24 protein-coding genes are annotated in these 26955 nt (G+C 61.4%); 9 read left to right on the forward strand and 15 right to left on the reverse strand.

From position 1 onward, the window contains the following. Positions 1 to 7: 7 nt before the first annotated feature. The 13 genes from QMK17_RS04840 to QMK17_RS04900 form a co-directional block, all read right to left on the reverse strand. A complete protein-coding gene (locus QMK17_RS04840) occupies positions 8 to 1573 on the reverse strand; it encodes a flavin-containing monooxygenase (protein ID WP_283507294.1) in 1566 nt (521 codons plus the stop codon). 30 nt (positions 1574 to 1603) lie between these two features. Next, a complete protein-coding gene (locus tag QMK17_RS04845; RefSeq protein WP_283507295.1) occupies positions 1604 to 3250 on the reverse strand; it encodes a flavin-containing monooxygenase in 1647 nt (548 codons plus the stop codon). Positions 3251 to 3258: 8 nt separating this feature from the next. Next, positions 3259 to 4119 (reverse strand): SDR family NAD(P)-dependent oxidoreductase, encoded by an 861-nt coding sequence (locus QMK17_RS04850; protein WP_283507296.1) that lies wholly within the window; start codon positions 4117 to 4119, stop codon positions 3259 to 3261. Further along, positions 4116 to 4973: an SDR family NAD(P)-dependent oxidoreductase gene (locus QMK17_RS04855; protein WP_283507297.1), complete on the reverse strand. Its 858-nt coding sequence runs from the start codon at positions 4971 to 4973 to the stop codon at positions 4116 to 4118. Before QMK17_RS04855 ends, QMK17_RS04850 begins: the two co-directional genes overlap by 4 nt. Before the next feature lie 214 nt (positions 4974 to 5187). Beyond that, positions 5188 to 6888, reverse strand: a complete 1701-nt coding sequence (locus QMK17_RS04860) for an SDR family NAD(P)-dependent oxidoreductase (RefSeq protein WP_283507298.1) — start codon at positions 6886 to 6888, stop codon at positions 5188 to 5190. Beyond that, positions 6885 to 7007, reverse strand: coding sequence for a hypothetical protein (locus QMK17_RS04865; protein ID WP_283507299.1), 123 nt, complete (start codon positions 7005 to 7007; stop codon positions 6885 to 6887). Before QMK17_RS04865 ends, QMK17_RS04860 begins: the two co-directional genes overlap by 4 nt. Before the next feature lie 125 nt (positions 7008 to 7132). Continuing rightward, a complete protein-coding gene (locus tag QMK17_RS04870) occupies positions 7133 to 8146 on the reverse strand; it encodes an alpha/beta hydrolase (RefSeq protein WP_283507300.1) in 1014 nt (337 codons plus the stop codon). A gap of 38 nt (positions 8147 to 8184) precedes the next feature. Then, positions 8185 to 9060, reverse strand: a complete 876-nt coding sequence (locus QMK17_RS04875) for an SDR family NAD(P)-dependent oxidoreductase (protein WP_283507301.1) — start codon at positions 9058 to 9060, stop codon at positions 8185 to 8187. A gap of 900 nt (positions 9061 to 9960) precedes the next feature. Continuing rightward, positions 9961 to 11367, reverse strand: coding sequence for an ABC1 kinase family protein (locus QMK17_RS04880; RefSeq protein ID WP_283507302.1), 1407 nt, complete (start codon positions 11365 to 11367; stop codon positions 9961 to 9963). 91 nt (positions 11368 to 11458) lie between these two features. Beyond that, on the reverse strand, positions 11459 to 12409 hold the full coding sequence (locus QMK17_RS04885) for a hypothetical protein (protein ID WP_283507303.1): 951 nt from the start codon (positions 12407 to 12409) through the stop codon (positions 11459 to 11461). A 7-nt stretch (positions 12410 to 12416) separates the two neighbouring features. After that, on the reverse strand, positions 12417 to 12635 hold the full coding sequence (locus QMK17_RS04890) for a hypothetical protein (RefSeq protein ID WP_283507304.1): 219 nt from the start codon (positions 12633 to 12635) through the stop codon (positions 12417 to 12419). 23 nt (positions 12636 to 12658) lie between these two features. After that, a complete protein-coding gene (locus QMK17_RS04895; protein ID WP_283507305.1) occupies positions 12659 to 13141 on the reverse strand; it encodes a hypothetical protein in 483 nt (160 codons plus the stop codon). A 219-nt stretch (positions 13142 to 13360) separates the two neighbouring features. Then, positions 13361 to 14128, reverse strand: a complete 768-nt coding sequence (locus QMK17_RS04900) for a class I SAM-dependent methyltransferase (protein WP_283507306.1) — start codon at positions 14126 to 14128, stop codon at positions 13361 to 13363. 604 nt (positions 14129 to 14732) lie between these two features. On the opposite strand from QMK17_RS04900, the gene QMK17_RS04905 reads away from it, so the two are divergent. The 8 genes from QMK17_RS04905 to QMK17_RS04940 are packed head-to-tail and all read left to right on the forward strand — an operon-like array spanning position 14733 to position 22637. Then, complete coding sequence (locus tag QMK17_RS04905) at positions 14733 to 15560, forward strand: MlaE family ABC transporter permease (RefSeq protein ID WP_283507328.1); 828 nt, start codon at positions 14733 to 14735, stop codon at positions 15558 to 15560. Then, on the forward strand, positions 15557 to 16414 hold the full coding sequence (locus QMK17_RS04910) for an MlaE family ABC transporter permease (protein ID WP_442972689.1): 858 nt from the start codon (positions 15557 to 15559) through the stop codon (positions 16412 to 16414). Before QMK17_RS04905 ends, QMK17_RS04910 begins: the two co-directional genes overlap by 4 nt. A gap of 6 nt (positions 16415 to 16420) precedes the next feature. Continuing rightward, positions 16421 to 17476 (forward strand): mammalian cell entry protein, encoded by a 1056-nt coding sequence (locus QMK17_RS04915; RefSeq protein WP_283507308.1) that lies wholly within the window; start codon positions 16421 to 16423, stop codon positions 17474 to 17476. Positions 17477 to 17505: 29 nt separating this feature from the next. Further along, on the forward strand, positions 17506 to 18489 hold the full coding sequence (locus QMK17_RS04920; protein ID WP_283507329.1) for an MlaD family protein: 984 nt from the start codon (positions 17506 to 17508) through the stop codon (positions 18487 to 18489). Continuing rightward, on the forward strand, positions 18477 to 19496 hold the full coding sequence (locus QMK17_RS04925) for an MlaD family protein (protein ID WP_283507309.1): 1020 nt from the start codon (positions 18477 to 18479) through the stop codon (positions 19494 to 19496). Before QMK17_RS04920 ends, QMK17_RS04925 begins: the two co-directional genes overlap by 13 nt. Beyond that, on the forward strand, positions 19496 to 20596 hold the full coding sequence (locus QMK17_RS04930; protein ID WP_283507310.1) for an MlaD family protein: 1101 nt from the start codon (positions 19496 to 19498) through the stop codon (positions 20594 to 20596). The genes QMK17_RS04925 and QMK17_RS04930 overlap by 1 nt, the downstream gene beginning before the upstream one ends. Then, the gene (locus QMK17_RS04935; RefSeq protein WP_283507311.1) at positions 20593 to 21666 is read left to right on the forward strand and encodes an MlaD family protein; all 1074 of its coding nucleotides are present in this window, start codon (positions 20593 to 20595) and stop codon (positions 21664 to 21666) included. The genes QMK17_RS04930 and QMK17_RS04935 overlap by 4 nt, the downstream gene beginning before the upstream one ends. A gap of 29 nt (positions 21667 to 21695) precedes the next feature. Continuing rightward, complete coding sequence (locus tag QMK17_RS04940; protein ID WP_283507312.1) at positions 21696 to 22637, forward strand: MlaD family protein; 942 nt, start codon at positions 21696 to 21698, stop codon at positions 22635 to 22637. A 557-nt stretch (positions 22638 to 23194) separates the two neighbouring features. On the opposite strand, the gene QMK17_RS04945 is transcribed toward QMK17_RS04940, so the two are convergent. Together QMK17_RS04945 and QMK17_RS04950 are read right to left on the reverse strand one after the other, a co-directional pair. Further along, positions 23195 to 24808 (reverse strand): AMP-binding protein, encoded by a 1614-nt coding sequence (locus QMK17_RS04945; RefSeq protein ID WP_283507313.1) that lies wholly within the window; start codon positions 24806 to 24808, stop codon positions 23195 to 23197. 134 nt (positions 24809 to 24942) lie between these two features. Continuing rightward, positions 24943 to 25980 carry a crotonase/enoyl-CoA hydratase family protein gene (locus QMK17_RS04950; RefSeq protein WP_283507314.1) on the reverse strand — a complete coding sequence of 346 codons (1038 nt, stop codon included), beginning with the start codon at positions 25978 to 25980 and terminating at the stop codon, positions 24943 to 24945. A gap of 189 nt (positions 25981 to 26169) precedes the next feature. Here QMK17_RS04950 and QMK17_RS04955 point away from each other — a divergent pair, with 189 nt between their 5' ends. Then, positions 26170 to 26796 carry a TetR/AcrR family transcriptional regulator gene (locus QMK17_RS04955; RefSeq protein ID WP_283507315.1) on the forward strand — a complete coding sequence of 209 codons (627 nt, stop codon included), beginning with the start codon at positions 26170 to 26172 and terminating at the stop codon, positions 26794 to 26796. Positions 26797 to 26955: the final 159 nt, after the last annotated feature.

The raw sequence follows: 26955 nt of genomic DNA on the forward strand, positions 1-26955 counted from the left end.
GATATCTTCAGGCGGATACAGAAGCTGTTTCCGGCTCGACCTTCTGGTGCGCGCCCTCGTACCGATAGTCATCGAGTGGGAACTTGCGGTGCCCCCGGCTGGCCTCGAAGAATCCCGATGGCCGTAGATACGTGGTGTCGCCTTGGGAGTTGCGGTAATAGGTCGGGACATGGCCGTTGAGTTCAGCGAGGTAGTAGCGTTGGGATTCGCCTTGGCGGTAGATCTTTTCGTGATATGCGGTGGCGGCTTCCTTGCGGATTTCGCAGACGTCGGCGCCGCGACGGCGTGTCTCTGTGATGGCCCGGATCGCGTGGTCGGCGGTCATTTCGACGAAGGAATGCCAGCCGGATCCAGTCCACGAATACGGCCCGCACAGGGTCCAGCGGTTGGGCAGCCCGTATACCGACACACTCTCGTAGGCCTGCAGGCCTTCTTCGTTGTAGAACTTGGCCAGGTCGAATCCGTCGCGGCCGAGAACCGTGTCGGGGCGGTAGGTTTCGGGATCGGAGAAGACTTCGTATCCGGTGGCGAGGATCAACGCGTCCAGCTTGTACAGGACACCTTCGCGGGTTTTCACGCCGGTGGGAGTGATCTTGTCGATCGGATCGGTGATCAACGCGACGTTGTCTCGGTTGTATGCCTTGAGGTAGCCGGTGGAAATGGTGGGGCGTTTGGCTACGGGGCCGAAGTTCGGTGTGAGCTTTTCCGCTGTAGCCGGATCAGTGACGACCCGCCTGATATAGCGCCGATAGGCATTGATGGCGACCGTGTCGAATTTGTCCATGGCCGGATGGACCAATCGTGCGGGCGGCGCGATTATTGCACGGAAGAACAGATCCACTGCAACGAGAACTGCCCCGTGCAACGCCGGCTGGACCCCGGGTATCGCGAACGTGCGCTGCAGTGCCCGCGGAACGGCGAAGTCCGGCTTAGGCAGTGACCAGACCGGGGTGCGTTGGAAGACGGTCAGCGCACCGACGTCGGGAGCGATGGTGGGGATGATCTGCACGGCACTGGCTCCGGTGCCGATGATGCCAACTGTCTTGCCGCGCAGGTCGTAGTCGTGGTCCCATGAACTCGGTCGAAGAACTTTGCCTTTGAACGTGTTCGCGCCCATGATGCCGACGTCTTCCTTCGGGCGAACGAAGGCGCCGACCGCACTGATCAGGAACCGGGCCGTGATCGTCGAACCGTCGTCGAGGTGCAACGTCCAGAATCGGCCGGTGTCGTTCCATTCCTCGCGTTCGACGTTGCTGCCGAAGCGGATCTGGGGATACAGCCCGAACCGTTGGGCGACGTCGACGTGATATTGCTTGACCTCGGCGCCGCGGGGGAAGAAGCGGCTCCAGTTGGCGTTGCGCGCGAAGGAGTACTGGTACGCGAGGGCAGGCACATCTACGCCCAGTCCGGGGTAATGATTTTCGTGCCAGCTGCCGCCGACATCGTCGGCGCGCTCGAGGATGATGAAGTCGTCGATCCCGGCCTTGCGAAGTTTCGCCCCTGCCGCGATGCCGCCGGGGCCCGCCCCGATGACTGCCACCTCGTAGCGTGGTTTCTGCTCTGTTGAGGTCATATGAATTCAGCTTCCCGAGTCGTGGCTAGATCAGTTGGAAGACGGTTGATCGGATTCGATTACCGCATATTCGGCCAAATGCGGGGAAGCCTGATCCCGGTTGTCACGATCCGATCCCGTGACGCGGTCCGCCAGCACTGCGGCGCGGTCCGTCTGGCTCGAGCGTGTGTAGCGGTAGTGGTCGAGCGGGAAATGCCGGTTGGTCCAGCTCATGTTGAACTGGGTGGTCGCCCGCAGCCCGGCGGCATTGCCCTGATAGTCGATGTAATAGGTGCTGGAGTCCGTGCAACCCACGTCGAACAGGTAGGTGTTGTTGTTGCGCGCCAACATCCGGTGGAAATATTCGTCGTGTGGTTCTTGCCGGATCTCGGCGCGCGTGGCGCCGCGTCGACGCGACTCGGCGATTACGCGGGCGGCGTGGGCCGATGTCGCCTCTATCAAAGGTATGACCGAACCGGGTGCGTAACTGTAAGGCCCGATGATGTGAAACATGTTCGGGTAGCGGGGAACCGACACCCCTTCGTAGGACTGGTAGCCGTCCTCGTCCCAGAACTGTCCCAACTCGATGCCGTCCGTGCCGTACACGGGGTATGGGGGTGTCGAACCCTTGCCCATGACCTTGAATCCGGTCGCGCTGACCACCATGTCGAAGTCGCGCTGTTCACCGTCCGCTGTCACGATGCCACTCTCGGTGAACTTCGCGATCGGTGTGGTCACCAGGTCGACCTGGGGCTCGGTAAAGGTCTTGAAGTACACGTTGGAAATAGAAGGACGTTTGCAGCCCAGCCGGTAGTTCGGGATCAGTTTGCGGCGCAGGTTTCGATCGCGGACCTGGGTGAACAAATATCCCTTGATGAGCTGCTCGCCGGTACCCAGCAGCGCCGAGGCGGCCCGCGGATGGTCCGATAGTGCGAAGCCGAGTCCCAGGAATGCGTTCACCACGAGGTTGCCGATCAGCCGCACACCCTGCTGAACCGGCGGAATGTCGAGCATCCGGTTCCAGCCCTTGCCCATCGCGAAGTCGGGTTTCGGTGCCACCCAGATCGCGGTCCGCTGATACACCGTCAGCTGCTCTACCTGTTCGGCCAGCTTCGGAATTGCTTGCAGGGCAGTCGCCCCGGTGCCGATTACGGCTACGCGTTTGCCCCGATAGTCATAGTCGTGGTCCCAACGAGCCGTATGCATCATCTTGCCGGTGAAGTCTTCGATACCGTCGATCGAGGGCAGTTTAGGCTGCTCGAGGATGCCCACTGCGTTGATGACATAGCGGGCGGTCAGTTCGTCTCCCGCGTCGGTCGTGATCCGCCACATGTGGTGAGCGTCGTCGAAAACAGCTTTCTTCGCACCGCAACCCAGCCGTAGTTTGCCCCGAAGGCCTTGCTTGTCGACGACTTCCTCGGCGTAGCGCTGAACTTCGCTTCCCGGCGCGAAGAACCGGGACCACGTCGAGCGTGGTTGGAAGGAGAAGTTGTAAATTGGTGAGGGAACGTCCACCGCCACACCAGGGTAGGTGTTTGCGTTCCAGGTACCGCCGACCGTGTCCCACTTGTCGATGATCAGAAAATTTTCCACGCCGACCTTGTGCAGTGCGACGCCGGAGCCGATACCGCTGAAGCCGGCGCCGATGACGAGAACCTCGTAGGTCGGTTGAGCAGTTGAGCCGTTGGTGGAACTCATGTGAGCACTCATTTCTCGAAGCGGGCAAGAAGTGGACGGGCGCGGTTCAGCGCGCCCTCGGCGCGATCGAAGGAGATCACCGAGAGTGCTGCGCGCAGCAAGCTGGGGGAGACCCGGAACGCAATGAACCCGAACCAGGATTCCGGGTTGACCGGAACGATTGCCCAGTTGCGGCGCACGGATCGTTCGATTACGCGAGCAACTTTCTCCGGTCCCGCGATCGCATAGGACTGCACTTTTGCGACATCACCGCGCCACACAGCCTGTTCTTCGTCGCTGAGACCGGCGCGTTCACCGTGTGCCAGCAAATCGGTTCGGATTGCACCGGGACAGATCGCGGTGACCCCGATTCCGTGCGAACGCAATTCCACGCGCAAGGCTTGGGATGCCATCAATACAGCGGCCTTGGCGACACCGTAGGCGGGCACCATCTCCATCGGCGTGTACGCCGCACCGGACGACAGGTTGACGATGTGTCCCCGGACACCCGCATCGATCATCTGCCGGGCAAACACACGTGATCCGTAGATAACGCTCATCACGTCGATGTCAATAGTGCGCTGCCACTGCGCTGCGCTCATCTCCACGAACCCGCCGAGGTCCATGATGCCGGCGTTGTTGATCAGTACCTCCGGGGCGCCGAACTCGTTATGAACCCACTTGGCGAAATTTTCCCACTGCTGCTCGTCGGCAACATCGAGCTGAAACGCATGTGCTTGGCCGCCTGCAGTTGTGATGTCCGCCGCCGTCGCCTCGGCTCCGGAGATGTCGCGGTCTGCGATGACAACCCGGTCACCTTTGGCGGCGAACAGGCGTGCGGTTTCGCGCCCGATCCCGGCCGCACCGCCGGTCACTATCACCGTTTTCATCGTCGTCCTCCCAGTGCTTTGTCGGAAAGACCGACGACTTTGTCGGCCAACGGCATTGCGACTATCCCTATCAGGGCTCGCGACAGGCCGGGGGAGAGCCGGTACAGATACCAGCCCACCCATGCTTCGATGCCGACCGGGACGGTGGCAAAGTTCCAGCGGACCGCACGCTCGATTGCTGCAGCGACTTTGTCCGGCGAGCGGCCGAAGATGTGTTGGCCCCGGCTGAGCTTGTTCGCCCAATCGGCGTTGTCGTGTTCGTCCGCCCCGCCGCGGGTGCTGTTCGCGGATAGCTCGGTGTTGATCAGACCGGGGCAGACGGCGCTGACACCGATTCCGCTGCTCCCGAACTCTGCTCGCAGCGCCTGGGTGCCGAACCAGGCGCCCGCCTTCGCCGTAACGTAGGACGGCGCCAACGGGGTCGGCGCGAAGGCGCCGACCGAGCACACATTGACAATGTGCCCCCGTACACCGGCGTCGACCATACGCTGCACGAAGACACGCGAACCTAGCATCGGGCTCATCATGTTGGTCGCAATCATGCGTCGCCAGTCATCGCCGGTCTGCTCGAGGAAACCCCCCGATATCAGAATGCCTGCATTGTTCACGAGTACGTCCGGCACGCCCCACTCGTCGCACAGCCATTCCGCGAAGTCGTCCCACGCCGCAGCGTCGGTGACATCGAGGTGACGAAACACAGCCCGCCCGCCCGCAGCTTCGATTAACCTGACCGTTTCTGCGCCCGACTTGTCGTCAATGTCGGACACCACCACGGTGGCACCCTTGCGCGCGAATCTGAGCGCGGTCGCTCGGCCTATTCCGCTACCGGCTCCGGTAATCACACATACGCTCATGACTTGCCGATTCCGGCGTGTGCGCGCTCGTAGCGCGGACGAAACATCATCGTTGATGGCTCCTTCGATATCGGTATGGATAGCAATACGGCCCTGCTGCTCTGGTGTTGCCGATCGTTGTTCGCGTGTTCGAGTCGCGACAGTGCTGCGGAGGTCACGGAACCGCCATCGTCGTGGGAGGCGATTGGCCTACAGCACATGGACGTGTGGGTCATCACGGACTCCGTCGTCGCGAGGGTTGCGCTGGCGCGGCGGGAGTGCGCAGCAGACGATCTGGAAGAGCCCGCTCGAGGCGGTCGACGTTTCTCCGGGTCGCGAGTCCGAGCAGCCGACGGCTGGGGCCAGGGAACAGCCGACTGAGACCGTAGCTGACCCAGGCTTCGGGACGGACCGGGACGACGGCCAAGTCACGGTCCGCAGCTCTGATGATGGCTCGGGCAGCGACGTCGGGGTCGCATCCAAGCATTCGCATCACCCGCGTCCCAATGGATCTGGCGGTAGTGCTCAGATATGGGTCGGTGTTCAGCAGCACAGCGTCGGTCACGAGGTTGGTGTTGATCAGGCCGTAACACATGGTGCTGACACCAATTCCGTGGGGCGCCAGTTCCATACGGAGTCCGTCGCTGACGATCTTGATCGCGTTCTTGGCGGCACAATACGACGATGCCAGCGGCAGTGCGCCGAAGGCCGCGACCGAGGCGGTGTTCACGATGTGCCCGCCCTCGCCGCGGTCGATCATCTGCGCGGCGAAGAATGTGCTGCCATACACGACACCCATCAAGTGCACGCCGAGCATGCGCTCCCAATCACGATAGGAATGCTCGAGAACCGTTCCTCCGTAACCCATTCCGGCGTTGTTGACGACGACATCGGGGACTCCGTGGACGTCTCGAACCTGGGCAGCGAGTGATTCGAACGCCGCGGCGTCGGACACATCGAGCACATAGGGGAATGCGGTGCCACCCCGAGCACGAATCAATTCGACAGTCTGCTGGGCTGTGGTGGGATCGATGTCGGTCACAATCACCGCCGCGCCCTCGGCGGCGAATCTCAAGGCGGCCGCGCGCCCGATCCCACTGCCAGCGCCGGTGATGAACACCAACCGTCGATCTTTGCCACGCTGTGCCGGTTTGGAGTCGTGCCCGTACCCATTGTGTCGGGCAACCCGACGCCGCGTCGCCGCGGGTGACCGCAGCGATTGCCAATAATCGTTTCGCGCTTGACTATCCGCGAACGCAATTGCCGGGTTGGCCTTCGCGGCGTGGACGACCGTAGCCGCCACCGCGTCGGGTTCGGTCGAATAAAAGTCTGCAGTCCCATGGTCGAGGTTGCTGATCGATGTGTCGAAGGTTGTGTTGGCGAAGCCTGGGCAGACTGCGGTTACTCCGATGCGATGCGGCGATAGCTCCGCTCGAAGGCATTCTGAGGCGATCAGGACGGCGGACATACTCGCCGAAAACGGTGTGCTGAGCGGGATCGGCACGTAAGCGCCGGACGACACGACATTCACGATCTGTCCACGGTTCTGGTCGTTCACCATCTGCTCGGCGAAGACTTTGCAGCACTCGATTACCCCCAGAATATTGATTCGGAACAGTTGCTCCCAGTCCGAGGTGGTGTGATCGACGAACCGACCTGTCAACTGAACCGTGGCGCAAGTGACGACAAGATCGGGTACCCCATGCTCGGTGTGCACCCGGGCCGCGAACGCCGCCACCGCGCTGGGGTCAGCGACGTCGACATCCTGGGTGTGAACCGGCTCGGTGTCCATTTGGGCGCTGGTACGAGGATCTCGAGCGCTGGTTGCGGCCGCGATGACAGTGGCGCCAATCCTGGCATAGCGCAGTGCAATCGCCCGACCCACGGGATTGTTGGCGCCGATGACGACGACCAGTTTCGGGTTCGGCTTTGTCATGATCGTCGGCGGTCCGATCCCGATACGCCCGCGATGGGTCCGGCACCGATGACCGGTGCCTCGGAATCGGGGCAAATACGCTGTGGGTCGAGAGCTTCCCGAGTGTCGCAGGTGGTCATGGTGCTCCTTTGCGATTACAGGTGAACGGGCAGGGCTTTCGTGCGCGTTCACTGTTGTCGAAGCACGCTCGACGCGCTCTCGACGTTGTGCGCTGGACGTTCACTCGCGTCAACCGCCGACCCCGCTAACCCACGGCCTGCTCGGTGACGTCACCGTGTGAGTCGTACGGCGACTGCTCGGTGACCCAGGCAATGAATGAGCCGATATTCTCGATGGCGCGCCTCGCGTCCGGGAGCAGGTCCGCGCCGGCTTGGAACACGTGCGGAGCCCGGTCCCAGATCTGCAGCCAACGCTGCACCCCAGCCTCGTCGAGGCGGGTGGCCAGCAGTTCCGCGTCGTGACGCAGCATTTCGTGGGAACCGACCTGGATCAGGACCCGGCCGAGACCGGTGAGATCGCAATCTGTCACCGACACAACGTCCACGGCACCGTTGCTAGTGAGAAACCGCTCCACGAACTTGCCGACGTTCGGGCCGAACAACACGTCCCGCGTCACTTCCAAGAGAGCCAACTTCGGTGCCGAGGTCAGTTCGTACATTCCGGCGAGCAGGGCGTGCCCACCAGGTACCGGAAGGCCAAGTTCCTTCGCCTTGATCCCGACCATCATCGCGAGGTAGCCCCCGGCCGAATCGCCGGCCAGCACGATCGAGGAGGGGGAGACCCCGAGGTCGAGTACATGCCGGTAACCGTCGACCGCGTCGGCGATGGCATCGTCCATCGTGTATCTGGGCAGCATCCGGTAGTCGACGTTGAACACCCGCACGCCTGCTGCCGCGGAGATGCGGCTGACTAGGCGCCGATGCGTTCGCAAGCCACATACCGCCCACGCACCGCCGTGGTAGTAGATCACCACCGGCGCATCCGGGGCGACACCAGGGGCGGTAACCCATTCCGCTTTACAGTGCGGCAGTCGATCGGCCCGGACTGTCGTACCTCGCAGCGGAACCACCGCGATCGCCGCGTAGTCGGTCCAGTGCAGCGGAAGGCGGGAAAATACCGACGGCGCTTTATCGAGCAGAATGCCGCCCAACCAGGCCGCCACCGTAATGACGGGTCGCACGATCACACTCAACACATGGTTCGTGAGCAGACTCCACCAGTTCGCTGCTCCGAGGAACTCGGTTCGCGGTTCGTCCACCCAGCTCCGAGGAGTCGGCGTCTCTGTGCCGAGAGTATTCATTTGCTTACCGTCCCGCGGTTCGTGACCCGCGCGGCCAGGCTGCTGGCGTGTGGCATCAGCCGCTGGAGGACTCCGGCTCCCGCGAGATAAGTGCGGGGAAAGTGTCGTTTGGCTGCCCACACCAGTTTCGCGTCGGGGTTGGGCACCACGTAAAGCCGCCCGGCGTCGAATCCGTCCAGCACTCTCCGGGCGACCCGTTCGGGGCTCATCCCGATCAGACGAAGCGCCAGCTGGCCCAGGTTGCGCTCACCGTCGGTCGCTCGGGCATTGGCGACGATGTTCGTTTTGACACCGGTCGGGCACAGGACGGTGACCGAGAGCGGTGTGCCGGCCAATTCGGCGGCGAGGGTTTCCGACAAGGCCAGCACGCCAGCTTTGCCGACATTGTAAGGAGCCATGGTCGGGGCTGCAGCGAATGCGGCGGCCGAGGAAACATTGATGATCCCACCGTGACCGGCTCGCGTGATCTGCGGCAGAAAGAGTTCGCAGCCGTTGATCATGCCCCAGAGATTGATTCCGAGCGCCCATTCCCAATCGGTCTGGCCGATCTCGCCGATGCGTTGTCCACCGATTCCGACACCAGCGTTGTTAACCAGCAAAGTGACGGCGCCGCCGAGCATCTCTTCAGCGTTCTTAGCGAGAAGTTCGAGTTGACTGCGGTCGGCGACATCGCACCGCACCGCGCGCGCGGTGCGCCCGAGCGCCCGGATCGCGGCAGCGGTGTTTTCGGCGCCGTCGAGGTCGATGTCGGCGCAGACGACGTCGCTGCCGCGGCGGCCGAGTTCGACGGCGATCTCGCGGCCGATCCCACCTCCCGCGCCGGTGACTACGGCCCGAGCTCGATGGGTTTCTTTGATCCGTTTCGAGAACATCGTCGTCCTTTGTTTGCCTCTCCAGCCCAACCTTCAGCGGGCGCTGAGAGATTCAGAGTTGCATAGTTCTACTATTCGAATAGTATAACTATGCGCATTGAGATGGCAAGGAATATCGCAGACGGCCGCTGCCCCTGAGGTAGTAATGCGGCCCCCTGCCGCCTATCGCATGCCAACACCGCTCCGGAAGTCCCCGGGCGCGGTATCAAATTCCATCGACAGGACCCCCGATGCCCCAGCCAGCCTTTAGGTCACGACTGACCAATCGAATTGGACGCTTGCCCGCCCCGATCCCGCGGCTGTGGCAACCGATTGATCCGCTCCACGAAAGACTCGAGGTGGGGATCAACCGAATCGAGGAGACCCACATGATGATTCACGACACCCTGGTACGCCCGCTAGCAGCACGGCTGCATACTTCGCCAGCGACAATCGAGAACTATCGAGCACGTCATAATCGGATCGTCGGCCGAATCTATGACTGGCTCCGCGCGGTGCATTGGTACGTCTGACGTAGGTGCCCATTCGCGGAGGTGCCGCACCCTTGTTTTCTCCGGAGAGAGCCGAAGATTCATCGGCGCGAGAACTTCGCCGACCTATTCACGTATCGTCTTTGGTCCCGTGGACCAGCACGACGAAGCCATCGCAGTAGCGGACCAGCCGCCACGTCGGTAACCCCTTTCCACGGCGATAGGCACGCTTGCCCTCGCGGGCCATCGTCCCGCCCGGCTTCCACGGCACCATCACATATCCGCGAGCAGATGGAGTAGGCGAAAGGAACAAGTAGCAGACGTGGGGACTGACCGGTCTCGTCGAGATTCAGCTACGGGATTATCGGTACCAATTCTGCTACATCCGACTTATCCCAGTGGGTGCAACTCGGCCGCGGGTCTCGCGAATTCATTCGGCAGATGTAGTGAACCGCGGTCGCTGTGGAACAGTCGACTTCTGCCATTGCGCTATGGCGCGGCCGATCTCCGTCGTGGGTGGCTCGCCGTAGAGCCATTCGCGGGCGATCCGGTGCCAATTATTAGTCGCTGACAGTTGGCCCAGCACACCAAGAGTCAGAAAATCGGCGCGCCTGGAGAATACATGCTCCGGTGGCAGCTGCTGATGTGAAATTCCGCCGAACTGCGAACTTCGCGGATCGATCGCAAGGACCAGCGCGCTCGTCGCTATTTCAGAGGTGATCGTGATCTCTTCGTCCACCAGATGCCACCCTGCAACCGCATACACATAGTCGATAAAGTCCTGCGCAGAGGTTTGCGACGCGGGATCGATTACGCCGCGGCCGACGCACAATTCGTACAAGTCATCTGCACGTTGTTCTGCTGACGAGCGGAGTAAGTTCCGTTCGAAATCGACGTTGACCGAGTCCATTCGGTTGTACAGGCCGAAGTCGATGAAACTGACTTTTCCGTCGGGAGCTAGCAAAATATTGCCGGGATGTGGGTCGCCGCAGAATTCGTTGTTGGAGAACATCGATCCGATGTAGAAGCGGTAGATCACCTCGCCCAGTCGGTCACGCTCAGCGCTGGGGAGCGCGCGCATCTGTTCGAAGGGAGCGCCGTCGACGAACTCGGTGACCAGAACGTGGGGTGTGCACAGGTCGAGAATGCTGTCGGGAATCGATATGAACGGATGGCCCGAATATTGGCGCGCCAGGGAATGCTGCGTGCGCGCTTCGCGTAGATAGTCGAGTTCGGTCTCGAGATTGCGTGCAATCTCATCGAAAATTGCGTTGTCGCCCAGTGTGGGCCACAACGGTCTCATGAGTTTGCCGAACAGGGCCAAGTTCTGCACGTCAGCCTTGACTGCTTTGTCGATGTCGGGATATTGAATCTTGACGGCGACTTGGCGACCGTCGCGAATGGTCGCTCGGTAGACCTGGCCGATCGACGCCGCGGCAATCGGCACAGTATCGAAGTCGACAAACGCCTTCGACAGCGGTCCGATGTCCGCCTCGATTACCTTGCGCATTATCGGAAACGGGACTTCTGGCGCTTGATCGCGCAGGGCGGAAAGCTTTTCGCGAAACGGCTCACGATATGGCTCGGCAATGAGATCGACATCGAGCATGGAGAGCATCTGGCCGAGCTTCATGGCCACACCCTTCATATTCCCCAACACCGTGACCAACTGCTCGGCCGATCGCATTGTCGACCGCTCAGCGAGGACAGCTCTGGCGTGATCAGAGCGACCGATCATCGACAGCCGCGTGCCCGCGGTTTTGACGGCCTGGCCAGCGGCGAGTCGGCCGAGATTCGTTCCGCGAGTGACCCGCACTTTGGATATTCGTTCGTTCACGAGCTTGCTCCGCCCAGACGCTATTGGGTCCTACTGACCGTCACGATAAACCTCAGATGCTGTAGCGGCGTCAACCGTCCGCGTGGACAACCTATCCGATGCGGATTCTGGAAACGGTCTCCACGCGGAGTAGGGCACGTCGGCGCCTGTCGGTATCGGCCGCCGATTCCGCTGCACGTCTGATCGGTTCGTCGGCGAACACGTTGGTGGCGACGACACGCTGGAGGTGGTCGTCGCCGAGGTTGTCTATGGCATCGAGCAGCTCTGCCGCGGCACAGGCCACCACCGCGTTTCGAATCAGCTCCGCGGTGCGGTCTGCATCCGCTGAACCGAACATCTCAGCGCCCAGGGGCACGCTGAACTCGGGGTCGAGGCGTGACAACAGGGACAATGCCGCGGCGAAGGATTGGCCGCCACTCGCAGCGGCCGCCATGATCATCCGAGACCGTCGAGCTGGTGAGGCTACTCGCATTATCTGGTTGAGCTGATCGGTCGATGACACCAGCGCAGCGGTACGCAATATTCCTTCGTCATCGTCGATGGCGTTCTCGAATTCATGGATCAACTGCTCGTCCGCGAATTCGACGAACAGCGACGCTGTGAGGTAGTCGCCGCGGCGCAGAAGTTCCTTCGCGGCCGGGATCAAGGCACTTGCATCGATGGCGGGTACGAAGTGGGGGATGAGGCGAGGGTCGACGTAGGGTGCAGCGTCGGCGAGATAGTCGGCAGTGAGACCCGAGAGAATCGCCGTCGCTCGATCCTTGTGGTCGCGTCCGACGGCTCCTCCCGCACGTCCGGCAACCTCGGGTGGTACTGCCTTGAGGGCGATCGAGACCACGACAGCGTTGGGTACCAACGGCGCGAGCTTGCTCACCCGGGCGAAAGTCGGCGCGAGGTGATCGTAGATCTCATCGGACATAAATTTACGCAACGCCTTCACGCCCTCGGCGCCGAGCCGCTCGAGGTCCGCCAGGGTGTCGGTTTCTGTACCGAGCAGGTGGGCAAGCAACGACACCTGAGCTCTGGTCGCAACATCGGTCATCGTCGGCTCACTTTCCGAAAAGAATCTTCTTGGCGGGAATCCGCAACAGTCGGGGTAGCACTCCGAGGCCTACGTCGATCGCCGCGTCGAGACGCCGCTTCTCCACTTCCTTGCTTCGCAGCAGCAAATCGAGCAGGTGCTGCGACTCGTCGGCCGTCAGTTTTTCGAGGACTCCGCGCGGGCCACGCAATTCGGTGAGAAGTGGATTCGGCTGTGGTGTCGTCATTTTGGTCCTTTCGGGAGTGGCGGCTATTTGATCGGGAGTGCTCCGTCGACGCCGCCGACATCGCTGATCTTCCAGCCCACATTGCGATCGACCGTCACGTTGTAGGTGACGGTCGTCTGGGTACCCTCGGGGTTCTGGGCGTTGGTGGAGGTAACGGTGACGAAGACGTTTACCTTGTACACGCCATTGTCTTCGGACATCACTTTCGCGGCGATGGGGCTGGCCGTCGAGGTCCATTGCAAAGGTGTGAGGATCTCCTGGAGTTTCGGTGCCGTTGCGTCGAATTTGTTGCCGAGTGCAGGGGTGGTGTTGGTCCTGAGTGCTGCGACCCAGTCGGGGAACTTCTGGTAATTGACCGTGGCGGCACCGACCGCGTAGTCGCTAGCGACCTGTTCGGCGTGTGCACTATCAGCGGCGGTGGAGTCGCGATCAGCGAGTTCACCGCGCGCGCCCAGCAACAGCACGGCGAGAACAACTGCGATGACCGCGAGAACCGTTGTGGTCACGATCCAGACGGCCGTCGACATCCGAATTGAAACCGACCGTGCCGCCGGCTCGGGCGAGGTGTCCCCTACATCGACAGCATCGTTAGTGCCGCTTTGAGTAGTCTTCTCAGTGCTGGCAGATTCCATCAGGGTCTCCGTATGATCGATGGGTGGGCTGTCGACGTTGATTCATTTATCAGTGTTCGGCTGATCGTATGTCGCGAACCTGCGCGGATCGGATCATCGTGTACCCACGATTGTCTGCGCCAGCCCGCCGATGCGTTGCTCCACATCGCTGAATCCGAGATCGTGCAGACGGTCTGTGATCTCGTCGCGCCCGAACATGTGTACGCCGCCGACCGACTGCATCATCGACGCGCGTACCCCTGTCCGGGTGCCGCCGGGCGCGTGGCTGGTGAGAATGACAATTCGGCCGCCCGGTTTGAGGACGCGGGCGATTTCGGAAATGGCGAGAAAGGGTTCGTTGATCAGATACAGGGCAGCGAGGCAGCTCACTGCGTCAGCAATACCGTCGGCGAATGGAAGGCACTCCGCGTCACCGCGCAGATAGGCGACGCTCGGCCCGGAATTGTCTGCGACGGCGCGGCGGAGCATTTCGTGTGATGCGTCCACACCGACGGCCAGTCCATCAGGAAACACTTGCGATCCGAACCATCCGGTGAAGTTGCCGGGCCCGCAACCGATGTCGAGTGTGACGGCGCCAGGGCGCAGGCACAATTGTCGGGAGATGTGTCCGCGGTCCTCATCGCGGCTCAGGGCAGCGGCACCACCGGCAACTTTCAGTCCAATCGGCCTGCCGATCTGATACCCCGCCGAATACAACCGTGTGCGCATGAGTCGCTGTGCGAGCGTACGAACGGGTGGAGGGTCGCCTCCCAGAGTGTCGGCATACCCATCGCTAGTTGCCTCGACTCGTGGGCAGCGTACGGGGTCGACGAGCGCGAGGGCGCGCGACATTGCTGATTGCTTGGCTGACGAGGTCATCATGGGCTTCCGTCGGGGGATTATGGGCGGTACAGGAAAATGTCTGAGGCTGTCCACACCCTGCGGCTGGCGCGTACCCACCTGTATCGATGTCCATCGCCTTGAACAATACAATGAAATATCGCCAATATTTAGATAATTGCAATATTTGTGGCTACTCTGCTCACAGCCGTTGTCTCAGTCAGGAGATCCGAATGGTCGAGTGTTCCTTGAACGCGGTGGTCCACGCTCGGTGCTGGGCAGTGATCGACGGTTTCGCCAATCGAGGGGCGTACTCGACCGTGATTCCTCTGCCGATAGCTTTGGCACTACCTAGGCTCAATACCCGACGCGGTGTCGGTGCAGTTCACGCAATCGATCCGGTGGGGGCGCAGGAACTGATCACCGAGTTCGGCGACGAAGGGCAGGGCGCGAACGTGGGTGGTAGCGCAATCAGCTCTCGGATGGCGCCGTATTCCGAAAAGCGAGTCACTCAAATGGGTGGCAGCTGTCATTCGACTCGTATCCCGCGGCGAATTGCTATCGAGCGAAGGGGCGAACCGGAGTGACTCAGGTGATCAAAGGCCAAGCGGACGCCGGGGGCGACAAGGCGCAGGACACGCCGATCATGCGGACCCCGCAGTCGCTGGCTGGGGTACTGTCGGCGAACTTTCGGGGAGTCTCCCTATCCAGCCTGGAAACATTCGGTCGTGTGGTTGCTCTCGCCCTCGAAGCGGTCGTTGGCACCTTCACCGATCTGTTCACGCGGCGATTTCAATGGGCGGAGACGACGCGGCAGTGCTGGTTCATGATCACAGTTACCGCCATTCCTGCTGTGCTCATGGCGATTCCGTTCGGCGTCGTCGTGTCGATCCAGATCGGCAACCTCATCAAACAACTTGGAGCGGATTCGTTGCTGGGCGCGGCCGGCGGAATCGGCGTGATCCAGCAGGGCGCTCCGCTGACCACCGGGCTGTTGCTGGGTGGTGCCGGAACGGCGACAATCGCAGCCGACCTTGGCGCACGAACTATTCGCGAGGAGATCGACGCGCTACGCACTATGGGTATCAACCCCGTGCATCGGCTGGTGATCCCGCGCATGGTGGCGATGCTTTTCGTCGCGCCACTGCTCAATATTTTGATCATCTTCGTCGGCGTCGGGGCGGGCTATGCCGTCGCGATCGGGCCGCAGGGTGTAACCCCCGGTAGCTATTGGGAGACGTTCGGCGCCTTTGCATCGCCCACTGACGTGGTCATTTCGATAGTCAAAGCGTTGATATTCGGATTCCTGGTGGTGATCATTGGCTGCCAGCGCGGGCTCGAGGCTAGGGGCGGACCACGCGGGGTCGCCGAGGGGGTGAACGCCTCAGTGGTGCTGTCGGTGGTGGCGATCATGATCGTCAATGTCCTAATCACACAATTAACCACGATGTTCCATCCGATGCAGGTCGCGTGATGGCGTCGACGTACACACCCAGGGGATTCGGGTGGGCTCTCACGCTGCTGCGGCGCCTGATGGGGCCTATCGAATCGCTGGGATTCGCGGTTAGTTTCGTGTGGCAGGCGTTGGCGGCAATCCCCTTGACGCTGCGCAAGTATCGTCCCGAGACAATGCGCACTATCACCGATATGACGTGGGGTAGAGGTTCGCTCATCGTTGGCGGTGGCACAGTCCCTGTCCTTGTCATCCTCGGCGTCGCCATAGGCGCTGGAGTGGGAATCCAGGGTTACACTTCGCTCAACATGGTCGGTATGGGCCCGCTCACCGGGATCGTTTCCGCGTTCGCCAACACCAGGGAATTGGCGCCCATCGCAGCGGCGATCGGGTTCGCCGCGCAGGCTGGGTGCCGCATGACCGCCGAAATTGGATCGATGCGGATTTCCGAGGAGATCGATGCCCTGGAGTCGTTGGGACTGAGGTCGGTTCCGTTCGTGGTGACTACGCGGGTCGTGGCAGGTGCTGTCGCGGTAGTACCGACGTTCCTGGTCACGTTGTTACTGAGCTACTTCGCCTGCGGGGCGGTGGTCGAGATCCTGCACGGACAATCGGCCGGCGTCTACGACCACTATTTCTTCCAGTTCGTGAACCTGTTCGACATTATCGCGGCCACAATAAAGATGCTGGTGTTCAGCATTGCGGTAATTCTGATCCACTGCTACCAGGGCTACTTTGCGACCGGTGGTCCCGAAGGTGTCGGTGTGGCGAGCGGGCGGGCGGTGCGCGCCAGTTTCATCGCCATCATCACCCTGGACATGTTGTTGACCCTGCTGTTCTGGGGCGTCAACTCGGCAATCGAATTTACGGGGTGACCGACCATGCCAACATACGGATTACCCGGAGCAACCGCGACACGTCATAGTGCGATCGTCGTCGGTGCTCTCACCCTTGTCGCCTGTGTAGTGCTCGTCTTCGCAGTGCGCTCGGTGAACAACGCCCGGCAGCCTGATCCGTTGCAAATACAGCTGCGCACCAGCCAGATCGGAGACGGCATTGCTCCCGGCGTGGGTGTTCGGCTGAACGGCGTGCACATCGGTACGGTGGCCGCCGTCGACGCTAAGCTTGGTGGAACGCAACTATTGACACTGGCTCTGGACCGAACCCAGGTGGCGGGACTGACCGATAGCTTCCACGTCGACTATGCGCCGTCGAACCTGTTCGGCATCAGCGAGGTCGTATTGAAGGAGGAGGCAGAAGGATACCCGCTTGTGAATGGCGCGCTGGTCGATCTGACCAAGTCGGCGCGCGTACGCGACGTGACGATGGGTAATCTGCTGCGCTCCCTGTCCGACACCACGTTGACGGTGATTACGCCGGAACTGACCGACACACTGAATCAGTTCGCATCCAGCCTTGACTCGTTCACCCCTTTGCTCGAGGCGATGGTGAGCGTCTCCACCGCGATCGCCGACACACAGCGGTACCCCTCATCTTTTCTGATCCAGCAGTACGGCGCCTTCTTCGTCGGCGTGGGCGGCTTCACCGATGGCATGATCAAACTGGTCGACAGGATCTACAACATCGATGCGGTGCGCAACGACCGTGAGCGATTCGACACCGGGGTGAGTCTTGTCATCGATGACTTGTTCCCAGGAATCTCCGGGTTGCTGAACACGGCGGATAGCTACCTCGGTGGCTACGCGGACACGTTCGCTGTTCTTGTGGGCCAGGTCGCGCAGACCGTGCCCGAACCGGGGCAATCGCATGCAGATCTGTCGGCCTTGCTCGACCGGCTGGACCGCTCCTTTCGGCCGACGATTGACGGACCTGCGATCGGTCTGGACATCTTGTTGCGCGAAACGCCAGTTCTCGCGGTACCCCTGCTGGGCACGCACTCCCCGCGAGAGTCCGTGCAGTCGAGAGGTACCAAGTGAAGAAGCCGAAGTCGATTCCCTCTCTCATCGTGCGGATCGCATTGTTCACCGGGTTGATCGTGGTAATGCTGGTCGGTGTTATCTCTGCGATCGAGCGACCGGTCGACGGCCCAACCGCCACCTTCGATGCGGTGTTCACCGACGTCAGCGGACTCAAGGCCGGCAACGACGTACGTATGCTCGGTGTCTCAGTGGGCAAGGTCGAGGCCATCGACCTGCAGGGAAACGAAGCCCGGGTTCGCTTCTCGCTTCAGGGGGACCGGCCGTTGTACGGCACGAGCACGCTCTCCATTCGCTATCAGAACCTCACCGGCCAGCGCTACGTCGATATCAAACAGCCGAACCTCTCGGGTGGCGTACTGCGGCCGGGCGCCACGATCGGCATCGATCACACCGTGCCATCGTTCGACATCACATCGCTGTTCAACGGCATGGAGCCGGTCCTGACCGAATTCTCGCCAGAAGCGCTCAACCAGTTCATGACCAACGCGATCGCAGTCATCGAAGGTGATGGTAAAGCGGTGGGCGCCACGCTGGACGCGGTCGGAAAGCTCGCATCGTACGTGACCGATCGACAGGCCGTAATCTCGCTGTTGTTGAAGAACTTCGAGCGTGTTTCCGAGCAACTGGGCGGCAAGTCGCCGGAAACCGCGATCTTGATCGAAGGTATCGCGGACGTATTCGTCAACCTGCAGAAGCAGTTCGACGGTCTGCTAGAGTTTGTCTCTGTCGCTCCGCCAGTCCTGGGGCCATTGAACAGCCTGATGGCGGCGCTCGGCTTCTCCCAGCCGAACAACCCAGATCTTCAAAACGCTCTGCGGATGCTGAACTCGGACCCGCAGGCAACCGCTGATCAGCTCGGCAAACTTCCGGGACTGGTACAGGCTCTCACCGCGCTTATCCCGTCGAGGGATAACCACGTAAACATGGAATGCGCCCGCGGCTCCGCGGACGTGCCGACTGCTGTCAGGGTACTGATTGCGGGACAGAGGATCTCGGTATGCAAAGGCTGAGGAAAATAGCGCGGTCGCTGGGAGCGCTCCGCTACGGGCAGGATACCGATCCCCGTATGCAGCGACTGCTCGGTGTCGCCGGCGTAGCCGCACTGGTGTGCGTGCTGGCCGCGAGCGTCATCGTCTACGTCGTGCCCTTCGGTAAAACCACCTACTCGGCTCTGCTGAGCGAAGCCGGTTCCGTGCATTCCGGTGATGACGTTCGGATTGCCGGGATTTCCGTCGGAACCGTCAAAGGACTCGATTTGCTGGACGAATCGGTAAGGATGACGTTCACAGTGGAGAGCAACGTGTTCATTGGCGATTCGACGGCACTCGACATTCGGATGCTCACTGTGGTCGGAGGCCACTATGTCGCGGTCTTCCCGGCCGGAAAGACCGGGCTCGGTTCGCACGATATTCCCGAGAGCCGGGTCCATCTGCCATACAGCCTGATTAATGCGATGCAGGACGCCCAGCGTCCCCTCTCCGGCGTCGACGGCAATACACTCCGCGACTCCCTTGCGAATCTCACCGCGTCGCTGCAGCGAAGCCCAGGTTCGGTCAAAACTACAGCCGATGGGCTCACCACCCTGGTGGGCATGCTTGACAAACAAAAGGACGATGTCGGTCGTGCTCTCGACGTCGCCGAGGAATACGTCAAGGTACTGAGTAACTCGCGGTCGGTGATCGGAGGCATGTTGTCCAAGATCGGGCAGATGGAGGACCAAATTCTCGATCGACGAGGCGAGGTGATGGCGTCGTTGCAGGTGTTGTCGGAATTGCTGGCGCGCATCGCTGCTATCGAACCCAGCTACCGCGAGTCGCTGGAGCCACTGGTGGACAAACTCATCGAACTCGCGCCCCCACTGCGCGAACTCGGTGGCAAGCTTGGCGGCGTCGCGCAGGATCTCGCCGCCGCCGGCGAGCGACTGCGCGCGGTAATAGCACCCGATGGCATCACCGTGGATCAGTCGGGAGTCGCACTGCCGGCGATGTGCGTGCCGGTGCCAGGGAGGTCGTGCTGATGTTGCGACGCTTAGCGGGCTCTCGTGGACTCACCAGCGTCGCCGTCGTGGCGCTGGTCGCGATAGTGGCCCTCGTGGGAGCGTTTGTTTTGCTCCAGCCGACGAAGGAGCGCATCGCATACTGCGCGACGATGCCGGACAGCATCGGACTCTATGTCGGAAACGACGTTGCCCTGCGAGGAATCAAGGTCGGCTCCGTTACCTCGCTTCATCCGGACGGCGCCAACGTGCGCGTCGATTTTAGGGTCGACGCCGACCATCCTCTACGCGGGGACGTCATGGCCGCCACCGTCTCTGACACCATCGTCGCAGATCGTCTTCTCGCGGTAAACAGCACACAGGGCGCGCTGTGGAACCCACAAACATGTGTCACCACGACAGCGACTCCGAAGAGCATCACTCAGACGTTGGATGCCCTCACCACACTCGCCGAACAACTCAACGGCGGCGACAATCCGGCAAAGCAGAACACATTGAGTGAAGCAGTACGCGAACTCGATTCCGGCACAAAAGGAATCGGACCGAAAATTAGTACGGTTACCACCGATCTGGCCTCGGCGCTCCGTAATCCCGACGGGGCTATCTCCGACCTCGGCTCGCTCATCGACAACCTCTCGTCTCTGTCACAGAGCGTTGCGAACGGCTGGGGGGACCTGCGCCTGATGCTGGATGGATTGGCGCCGGTATTGGAGCTCGTCAACACCGTCTGGGAGCAGGTCATCACGATCGTTGACTCGCTTGCCGTGATTCTTCCGTGGTTGAACGACATAACCACCAAGTACGGCGGTCCGATCATGGACCTGCTGAATCAGGCAGTGCCTGCGCTCGACCTGGTCGCAGCCAATGTGGGCACCCTGCAGAAGTTGATCGACATGATCCCCGTCTACGCCGACGCGTTCCGATCGACTGCAGATCCGGAAACGGGACGAGCCAAGATCAGCTATAAGCCGCCGAGAGTGGCGCTGGCGACACCGGACGCCGCGCTGGTGTGCGGCGCGATCAACGCCATGGCACCTGGTCGGTGCACCAATTCAGCTGACGGTCTGGCATCATCGGATCTAGTCACCACTGTGCTCACACTCGCCGGAGCCCGACCATGAGCGCCTACGATCCGGTTCGGCGCGCACTCACGGGGGTAACGCTCATGGTCGTGGCGACTCTGCTCGTGTCTGGGTGCGGCATCGATCCCAGCAATATTCCGACTCCCGGCAATGGCTCCGGTGGATCGACCTACCGGATTCACATCGAATTTGCGAACGCGCTCAACTTGCCGTTGCGTGCGCCGGTCATGGCCAACGGTGTAGAAGTTGGCGCGCTGACAGATGTGTCGCTCACGGACCCGACGTCGACCTCGGCCGGCGAGGTGCGCGCTGATATCGATATCGAGCAGTCCGTGTCGCTGCCGAGTACGACTACCGCCCAGCTCCAGCAGGACACGATTCTCGGCGACATCTACATCGCTCTCGAGCTCGGACCCAGTGGCGGCGCACAGATCCCGCCCGATGGGACGATCCCGATCGCGCAGACTGAACCGGCGTTACAAGTCGAGGACCTACTGTCCGGCTTGGCGACCTTTGTTTCTGGCGGTGCGATCCAGGCCGCTCAGGATGTTGTGAACCGGCTCAACGGTGTTCTCCCCGCGAAACCAGCTGAGACTCAACGTATCTCCGATGTCTTGAAGAACGATCTCATCGATGTCGCGGCCCACCAGGCAGATCTGAGCGCCTTCCTCGATGCTATCGATGCCAACACCCGTATGGTGCTCGACAACAAGGTCGCGCTGAACGAGCTGCTGACCCCACAGGGCGTGGTGACTGTGGCAGCGATCATTAATTCGTTGATCCGGCTCATCGGTGTCATCGGCGCACTCGGATCCATTGCGCGCGCGCTCGAATGGATTGCCCCGCTCGCTACGGCCGGCAACGCCGCAGCAGGGGCGTTCGTACCAATGGTGCTCAATCCAGGTCGCCCGCTCAACCTGTCGGCGCCGTCCAACCTCACCAGATTGGTCGCATTGGTGCGAGATGAGTTGATCCCGTGGGCCCAGCGTCCGCAGGTGGACATCATGGGTGTTCACCTCGATCCCCCGCCGAATGAGAGTCCGGTCTCGACCGACGACCAGGTAGACCAGATCGTCGGCGTCCTGCGAATGATCGGAATGGTGCGATGAGACTACCCAGACCAAGTTCGGTCGTATCCTTGACCGCGATCTTCGTTTTGGCGGTGGTCAGCGCCGCCTACCTCCTATTCGGCATAGCGCGCGTCGACTGGTTCGCAGACCACTACAACGTCACGATGGTCATACCCGACTCCGCGAACCTCGTGCCGGGCTCGCCTATTCTGCTTTCAGGTATTCGAACCGGACAAGTCACCTCCGTTCAAAACGTCGTGGGCGGAGTACGAGTACAATTCCAGATCGATTCCGCCACAATGATTCCAGCGGACAGCCCTGTCGTCATCGAGACTCTTTCGGCGCTCAGTGAGCCATACATCGATTTCCAGCCGAAGTCCGGCGCCGGGCCGTACATCCATGACGGTCAGTTGATCCAGACGCAGTTCGTCCGGAACCCGAAGTCGCTACCGGAAGTTGCGACCAACGTCATCGACATACTCCAGCAGATCGATCCCAACGCGACATCTTCGATAATCGATACTTTCAGCGCATCGATGGCCGGGACCGCGCCGGTTCTGCCGCAACTGACACACGCCTCGGACCTCCTGGCAGCTACCATACTCAGCCGCGAGCCAAAGATTCGCGCTTTGCTGACCAATGCGCAGGTACCGGGCCCGGACGTCGCGAAAGCCGGCGCGCAGATGGCGGCCGCCGGGCCGATATGGGATCAATTCGGCGTCAAAGTCGCCGACGTCATCAGCGCTGTTCAGCGCCTTCTGAACGCGCGCCCGGTCCCGGCCGCTTACACCGAGGGTAATGGTCTCGCTCAGTTCATTCCGCGCTTGAGCGACTACATCGCGCGCGTAGGGCCCGATCTGCAACAGCTATATCCGATTATGGGGCCACTGCTGACCCGAGCGGGTAACTCGCTGGTCGGGGTCGACCTATCGGACCTGATCGGTCAAGCCGTAAACATGGTAAGCCCGGACGGTGAAATTCGGCTGGAGATCAACGTCAACCATCCGTGATGAGCCACTGCCGCGGGGCAAGGATTCCTCCGCGGGGCGGGGCCGCTGCCGGTATAGCAACACCTTCCGAATATGGTCGTTATCAAGAAGCGGGTCGAGTAGTGTTCACCGCAGTTGGCGCGCTTGGTGGTTCGACGGTTCGGCGGAGGGGAATGCCTCAGCCCCAGATCTGTCACCGTGGTCCGGTCGCGCGATCCGCTACAAACTTCGAGCCTGCTATGTTGCGCTCATAATCGAATTCGAAATTCGAGACGTTCGCCGATGGCCCGCACCGAGTGGGAGTGTCATTCATCGGTAGCCTCGGAGGCTCTAACTTATCGCGATGCGCACCGTACGTTCCACGAAAGTCACAACGGTGCAACCATTCTCGTCATACGGTCCGACCTGCACGCGAAGAATCCTCCTACGGAACCTAACGAAGAAGCGGTGATCGTTCGACGGCGCGGGCGGTTTCGAGAGCGCGTAGTTGCTGGATCAGGATTTTCAGCGTTACCGCTTGGGATCAGCTTCACTAGTTTTGAGAAGCGCAACGTCGTTGCCGTACATTCGTGGGAAACTCAATCCAGCTTGCGCAGCAGCCGCGGAACGACCTTTCCGGTGGAATTTCTGGGCAGGGCGTCGATGAAGCAGACATCGCGCGGCACACTGAACCGCGCGAGTTTGCCCTTCACCTCCGCCGTGACCGATTCCGCAGTGGGGTAATCGGATCCGGCGTCCTCACGAACGACGAACGCAGCGAGACGCTGCCCGAATTCTGGATCGGACACGCCGGTGACCGCCACCTCCCGGACGCCGGGCATCTCGGCGATCACTCGTTCGACTTCCTGCGGGTAGACATTCTCGCCGCCGGACACAATCATGTCGTCGACTCGACCCTCCAGAAATAGAAGTCCACCCGCGCCGATCCGGCCCAGATCACCACTGGCCATGAGTCCGTCGATCACCTGCTTCGACTCACCCGGACGGGTGTATCCGTCGAAGAGCATGGAGTTGCCGACGAATACTTGACCGATAGCCCCGCGCGCCGCCGGCGTTCCATTCACACTGAGAATCGCAAGCTTCGTCCCAAACGGCGCCCTCCCGGACGTGGCGGGATGCGCGGCGAGTTCGTCGGGGGTCGCGATCGAAGCGAACGATACTTCGGTACTCCCGTAAATGTTGTAGAGGATCTGGCCGAACCGACGTAACGTGTTACGAACTAACGGGGCAGGAATGGCCGATCCGCACGCGATGATAGTGCGCAAGCAGGATGTGTCGGCTGAGGACAACTCCGCGTCGGGTAGATCAAGAATCCGGCCGAGCATAATCGGCACGACGTACAAATCTTGCACTTGATGCCGTTCGATCGCCCGTAACGCGTCATCCGGCGCGAACCGGCGCTGAAGTACTGCTGTTGATCCCAAAGCGATACTGCTGATCAGTGCACCGAAGCCCCAAGAATGGAAGATCGGTGCGCTTATCAATCCGACGTTCCCGGACCGCAGCGGAATTCGCGACAGCAACGCGGCCGCGGGCAATGGATTGCGAGGTACGGAGCGCCGCGCGCCCTTGGGGGTACCGGTCGTCCCGGACGTCAAGATGATGCACTGCGCCACCCTCGGCCGGAATGGCAGCCGGGTTTGCGAACGGCGTGCGATGAGCTCCATGACCGTCGGAATCCCTGGCCGTAACCGTGCACCGTCTGCCGGTGTCCATGCTTGGATCAACTCGATTTCGTCCAATTTGGCGGCATCGGGAAAGTCGGCATCAACGATGAGGACCTCGGCTCGCTGCTCCCGCAACACGTCAGTCAGTTGGGTGCCGGCCAGGCTGGTGTTGATCAAGATCTGGTCCGCCCCGACCCGGCCAGCGGCGACTACGGCCTGCAGAAACCCGCGATGGTTGCGACATAGAATTGCGACACGCGCTTCTCGACCGACACCCTGGTCGAGAAGCGCGCGTGCTAGCGCATCAGTTTCGTTGTCGAGCGTGCGGTAGCTGACCGGTCCGGCTTCGTCGATGAGCGCGATGCGGGTGGGAAACCGTCGCGCGGTGACGGCCAGGGCTGTGGCGGGTGTGACATCCCACCTCGCAGCCGCAATTCCCATTTGCGCGAGGTGCGCCGACCCTGAAGGCCGTAATATGCCAGAACGCAAGATTGCCCTCGCCAAGTCGATCGCAGAGTTCAGCACTGTGTTGCTCCTTGCGAGCTGTCGTGCGGGGTGGTTCACCGTAAGAATTACACCAACATGTAATCAACGAATTCGCTTCGGGCACGAACCGGCCCGTGCCCAGCCGTTCTCGGCGAGGTGGCTTGTGGCCGAATTTACCGCGCCGTGCTGGTGGGTGCCTCGAATTGGGCACGTTTGTAGTCGCCGAAGGGTTCGTCGCGTTCGTGGACGGCGCCACGGAAACCGGTCTCGGCCGCGCGTTGCTGGAAACCGTACCCTTCGCGCGTATGACGGGAGATGCCGTCGAACACGGTGCTGATCATCGTCGAGTTCGCGACGCCTTGTGCCAGCAGGGTGCTGTTGAGAGCTAGTTTGACCATCATCAGTTGATTGATCGGCATCGCCGCGATTCGTTCGAGCAGGATCTCGGTTCGCTCGTCGAGTTCGGCGGCGGGAGGCGCCTCGATGGCCAGTCCCCATTTCTCGGCCTGTGCCCCGGATAGACAGTCTCCGGTCAACAGGAGTCGCTTGGCTCGGGCATCGCCGAGCCGGTGTGCCCACATGCCGGCGGCCGGGATGCCCCAAACTCGGGTAGGTGGGTAGCCGATCTTGGTGTCGTCGGCGCAGATGATCTGATCGGCGTAGAGGGCGATGTCGGTGCCGCCGGCCACGGCGAATCCGTGGAGTTTGGCCACGACGGGTTTATTGGCATGCAGTAGCGATGCGAAGCCGCGATTGAATCGGCTCATCATCGCAAAGTCGATCATCGGATCCCACGTGCCGGCGGGGTTGTGGTTGCAGGCCTGCACCACCCCGTCGAGCACGGTACCGGCGACGGGGTCGGCGGTACCGCTGTCGAAAGCGTTCTCCGCGAAGATCGACAAGTCGTATCCCCCGCAAAAGCCTTTCCCCCGACCTGAGACAACCATGACGTGCACCCGAGGGTCGATATCGGCGCGTTCGACCGCAGCTGCCAGTTCGATCGGGGTGTCGGCGGTGATTGCATTGCCTTGTTCGGGTCGGTTGAAGGTGATTCTGGCGATCCGCCCGGTCACCTCGTAGGTCAGCGTCCGGTAGTCCGCTGATTTAGCGCCAGGGGCGGGACGGCCTGCGAACAGTGAATCTTCACCCTCGTTCCATCCTTGTCGCCACGATGCAGCGTTGCCGTCGGGATTGATGGTGTGTGTTGTCATCTGTGCCTCGTTCGAATCGGTTGTTGTTCGGCGGTCTCGGGTCAGTGTGTCGAGGCGATCCGGCCCCCGCAGAGTCTCTCGGCACTGCCGGCCCTCTCTGGCATAGCTGAGCACTTTGCTTGTTTAGTAAATTAAACAGTGTTCAGACAAGGTAGCGTAATAGATTCGCGATGGAAAGGAAGTCCTCCGATGAGCGAGGCTGTGAAAGCGAACCGCCGTGCTGCGGTGAGTGACTTCAAAGCTTCGGCAATACTCGAGGCTGCCGGTCGGGTCTTCGAAACCGAGGGGTTGGACGGCGCCAGTATGCGTGCCATAGCCAAAGAAGCCGGCTACACGGCAGGTGCGATCTACGCGTATTTTTCGTCCAAGGAGGTCCTCTACGCGGCGTTGCTCGATCAATCCCTCACCCGGCTCGCCGCGGCCATCGAGGAGGCGGACGTGAGGACACTGTCTGCTCCCGAGCGATTTGTGGCCGCAGGCCTAGCGTTCTATGACTACTACGACGAGAATCCCCGCGATCTCGACCTGGGGTTCTACCTGTTCCGTGGTGGCATCAAACCCCGCGGACTGACCTCCGAACTCGACGCCGAACTCAACGGCAAACTTGTTGCCAGCTTGCGTCCGATCACCGATGCGGCCCGGGGCCTCGGTATCGACGGCGAGGCCGCGCGCAAGGTCACCGCTGATGCTTTTGCCCATGCCACCGGGCTCCTCCTGCTTGCGCACACCCGCCGTCTGGACCTGTTCGGGTTCGCCGCCCGAGATCTCCTCGGTGAACACCTCTTTGCACTCCTTCGCGACCTCGGTGCGCGCTGAGCACGCAAGTTCTGTCTGCCCGATTGCCGGGGCCGCCGTAGACTTCGCGCTCCAACCTGACGGAGGTAGCGGCTGCCTGCTTCAGGCAGTAAGTAACGGGGCGAGGTAGCGGCGGGCGAATGTACGGGCGTCTTCGCCGGTTGCGAGCGGGATCGCGCT

The organism is Rhodococcus sp. G-MC3 (genome assembly GCF_030063335.1).
In the GTDB taxonomy this organism is placed as follows: Bacteria; Actinomycetota; Actinomycetes; order Mycobacteriales; family Mycobacteriaceae; genus Rhodococcoides.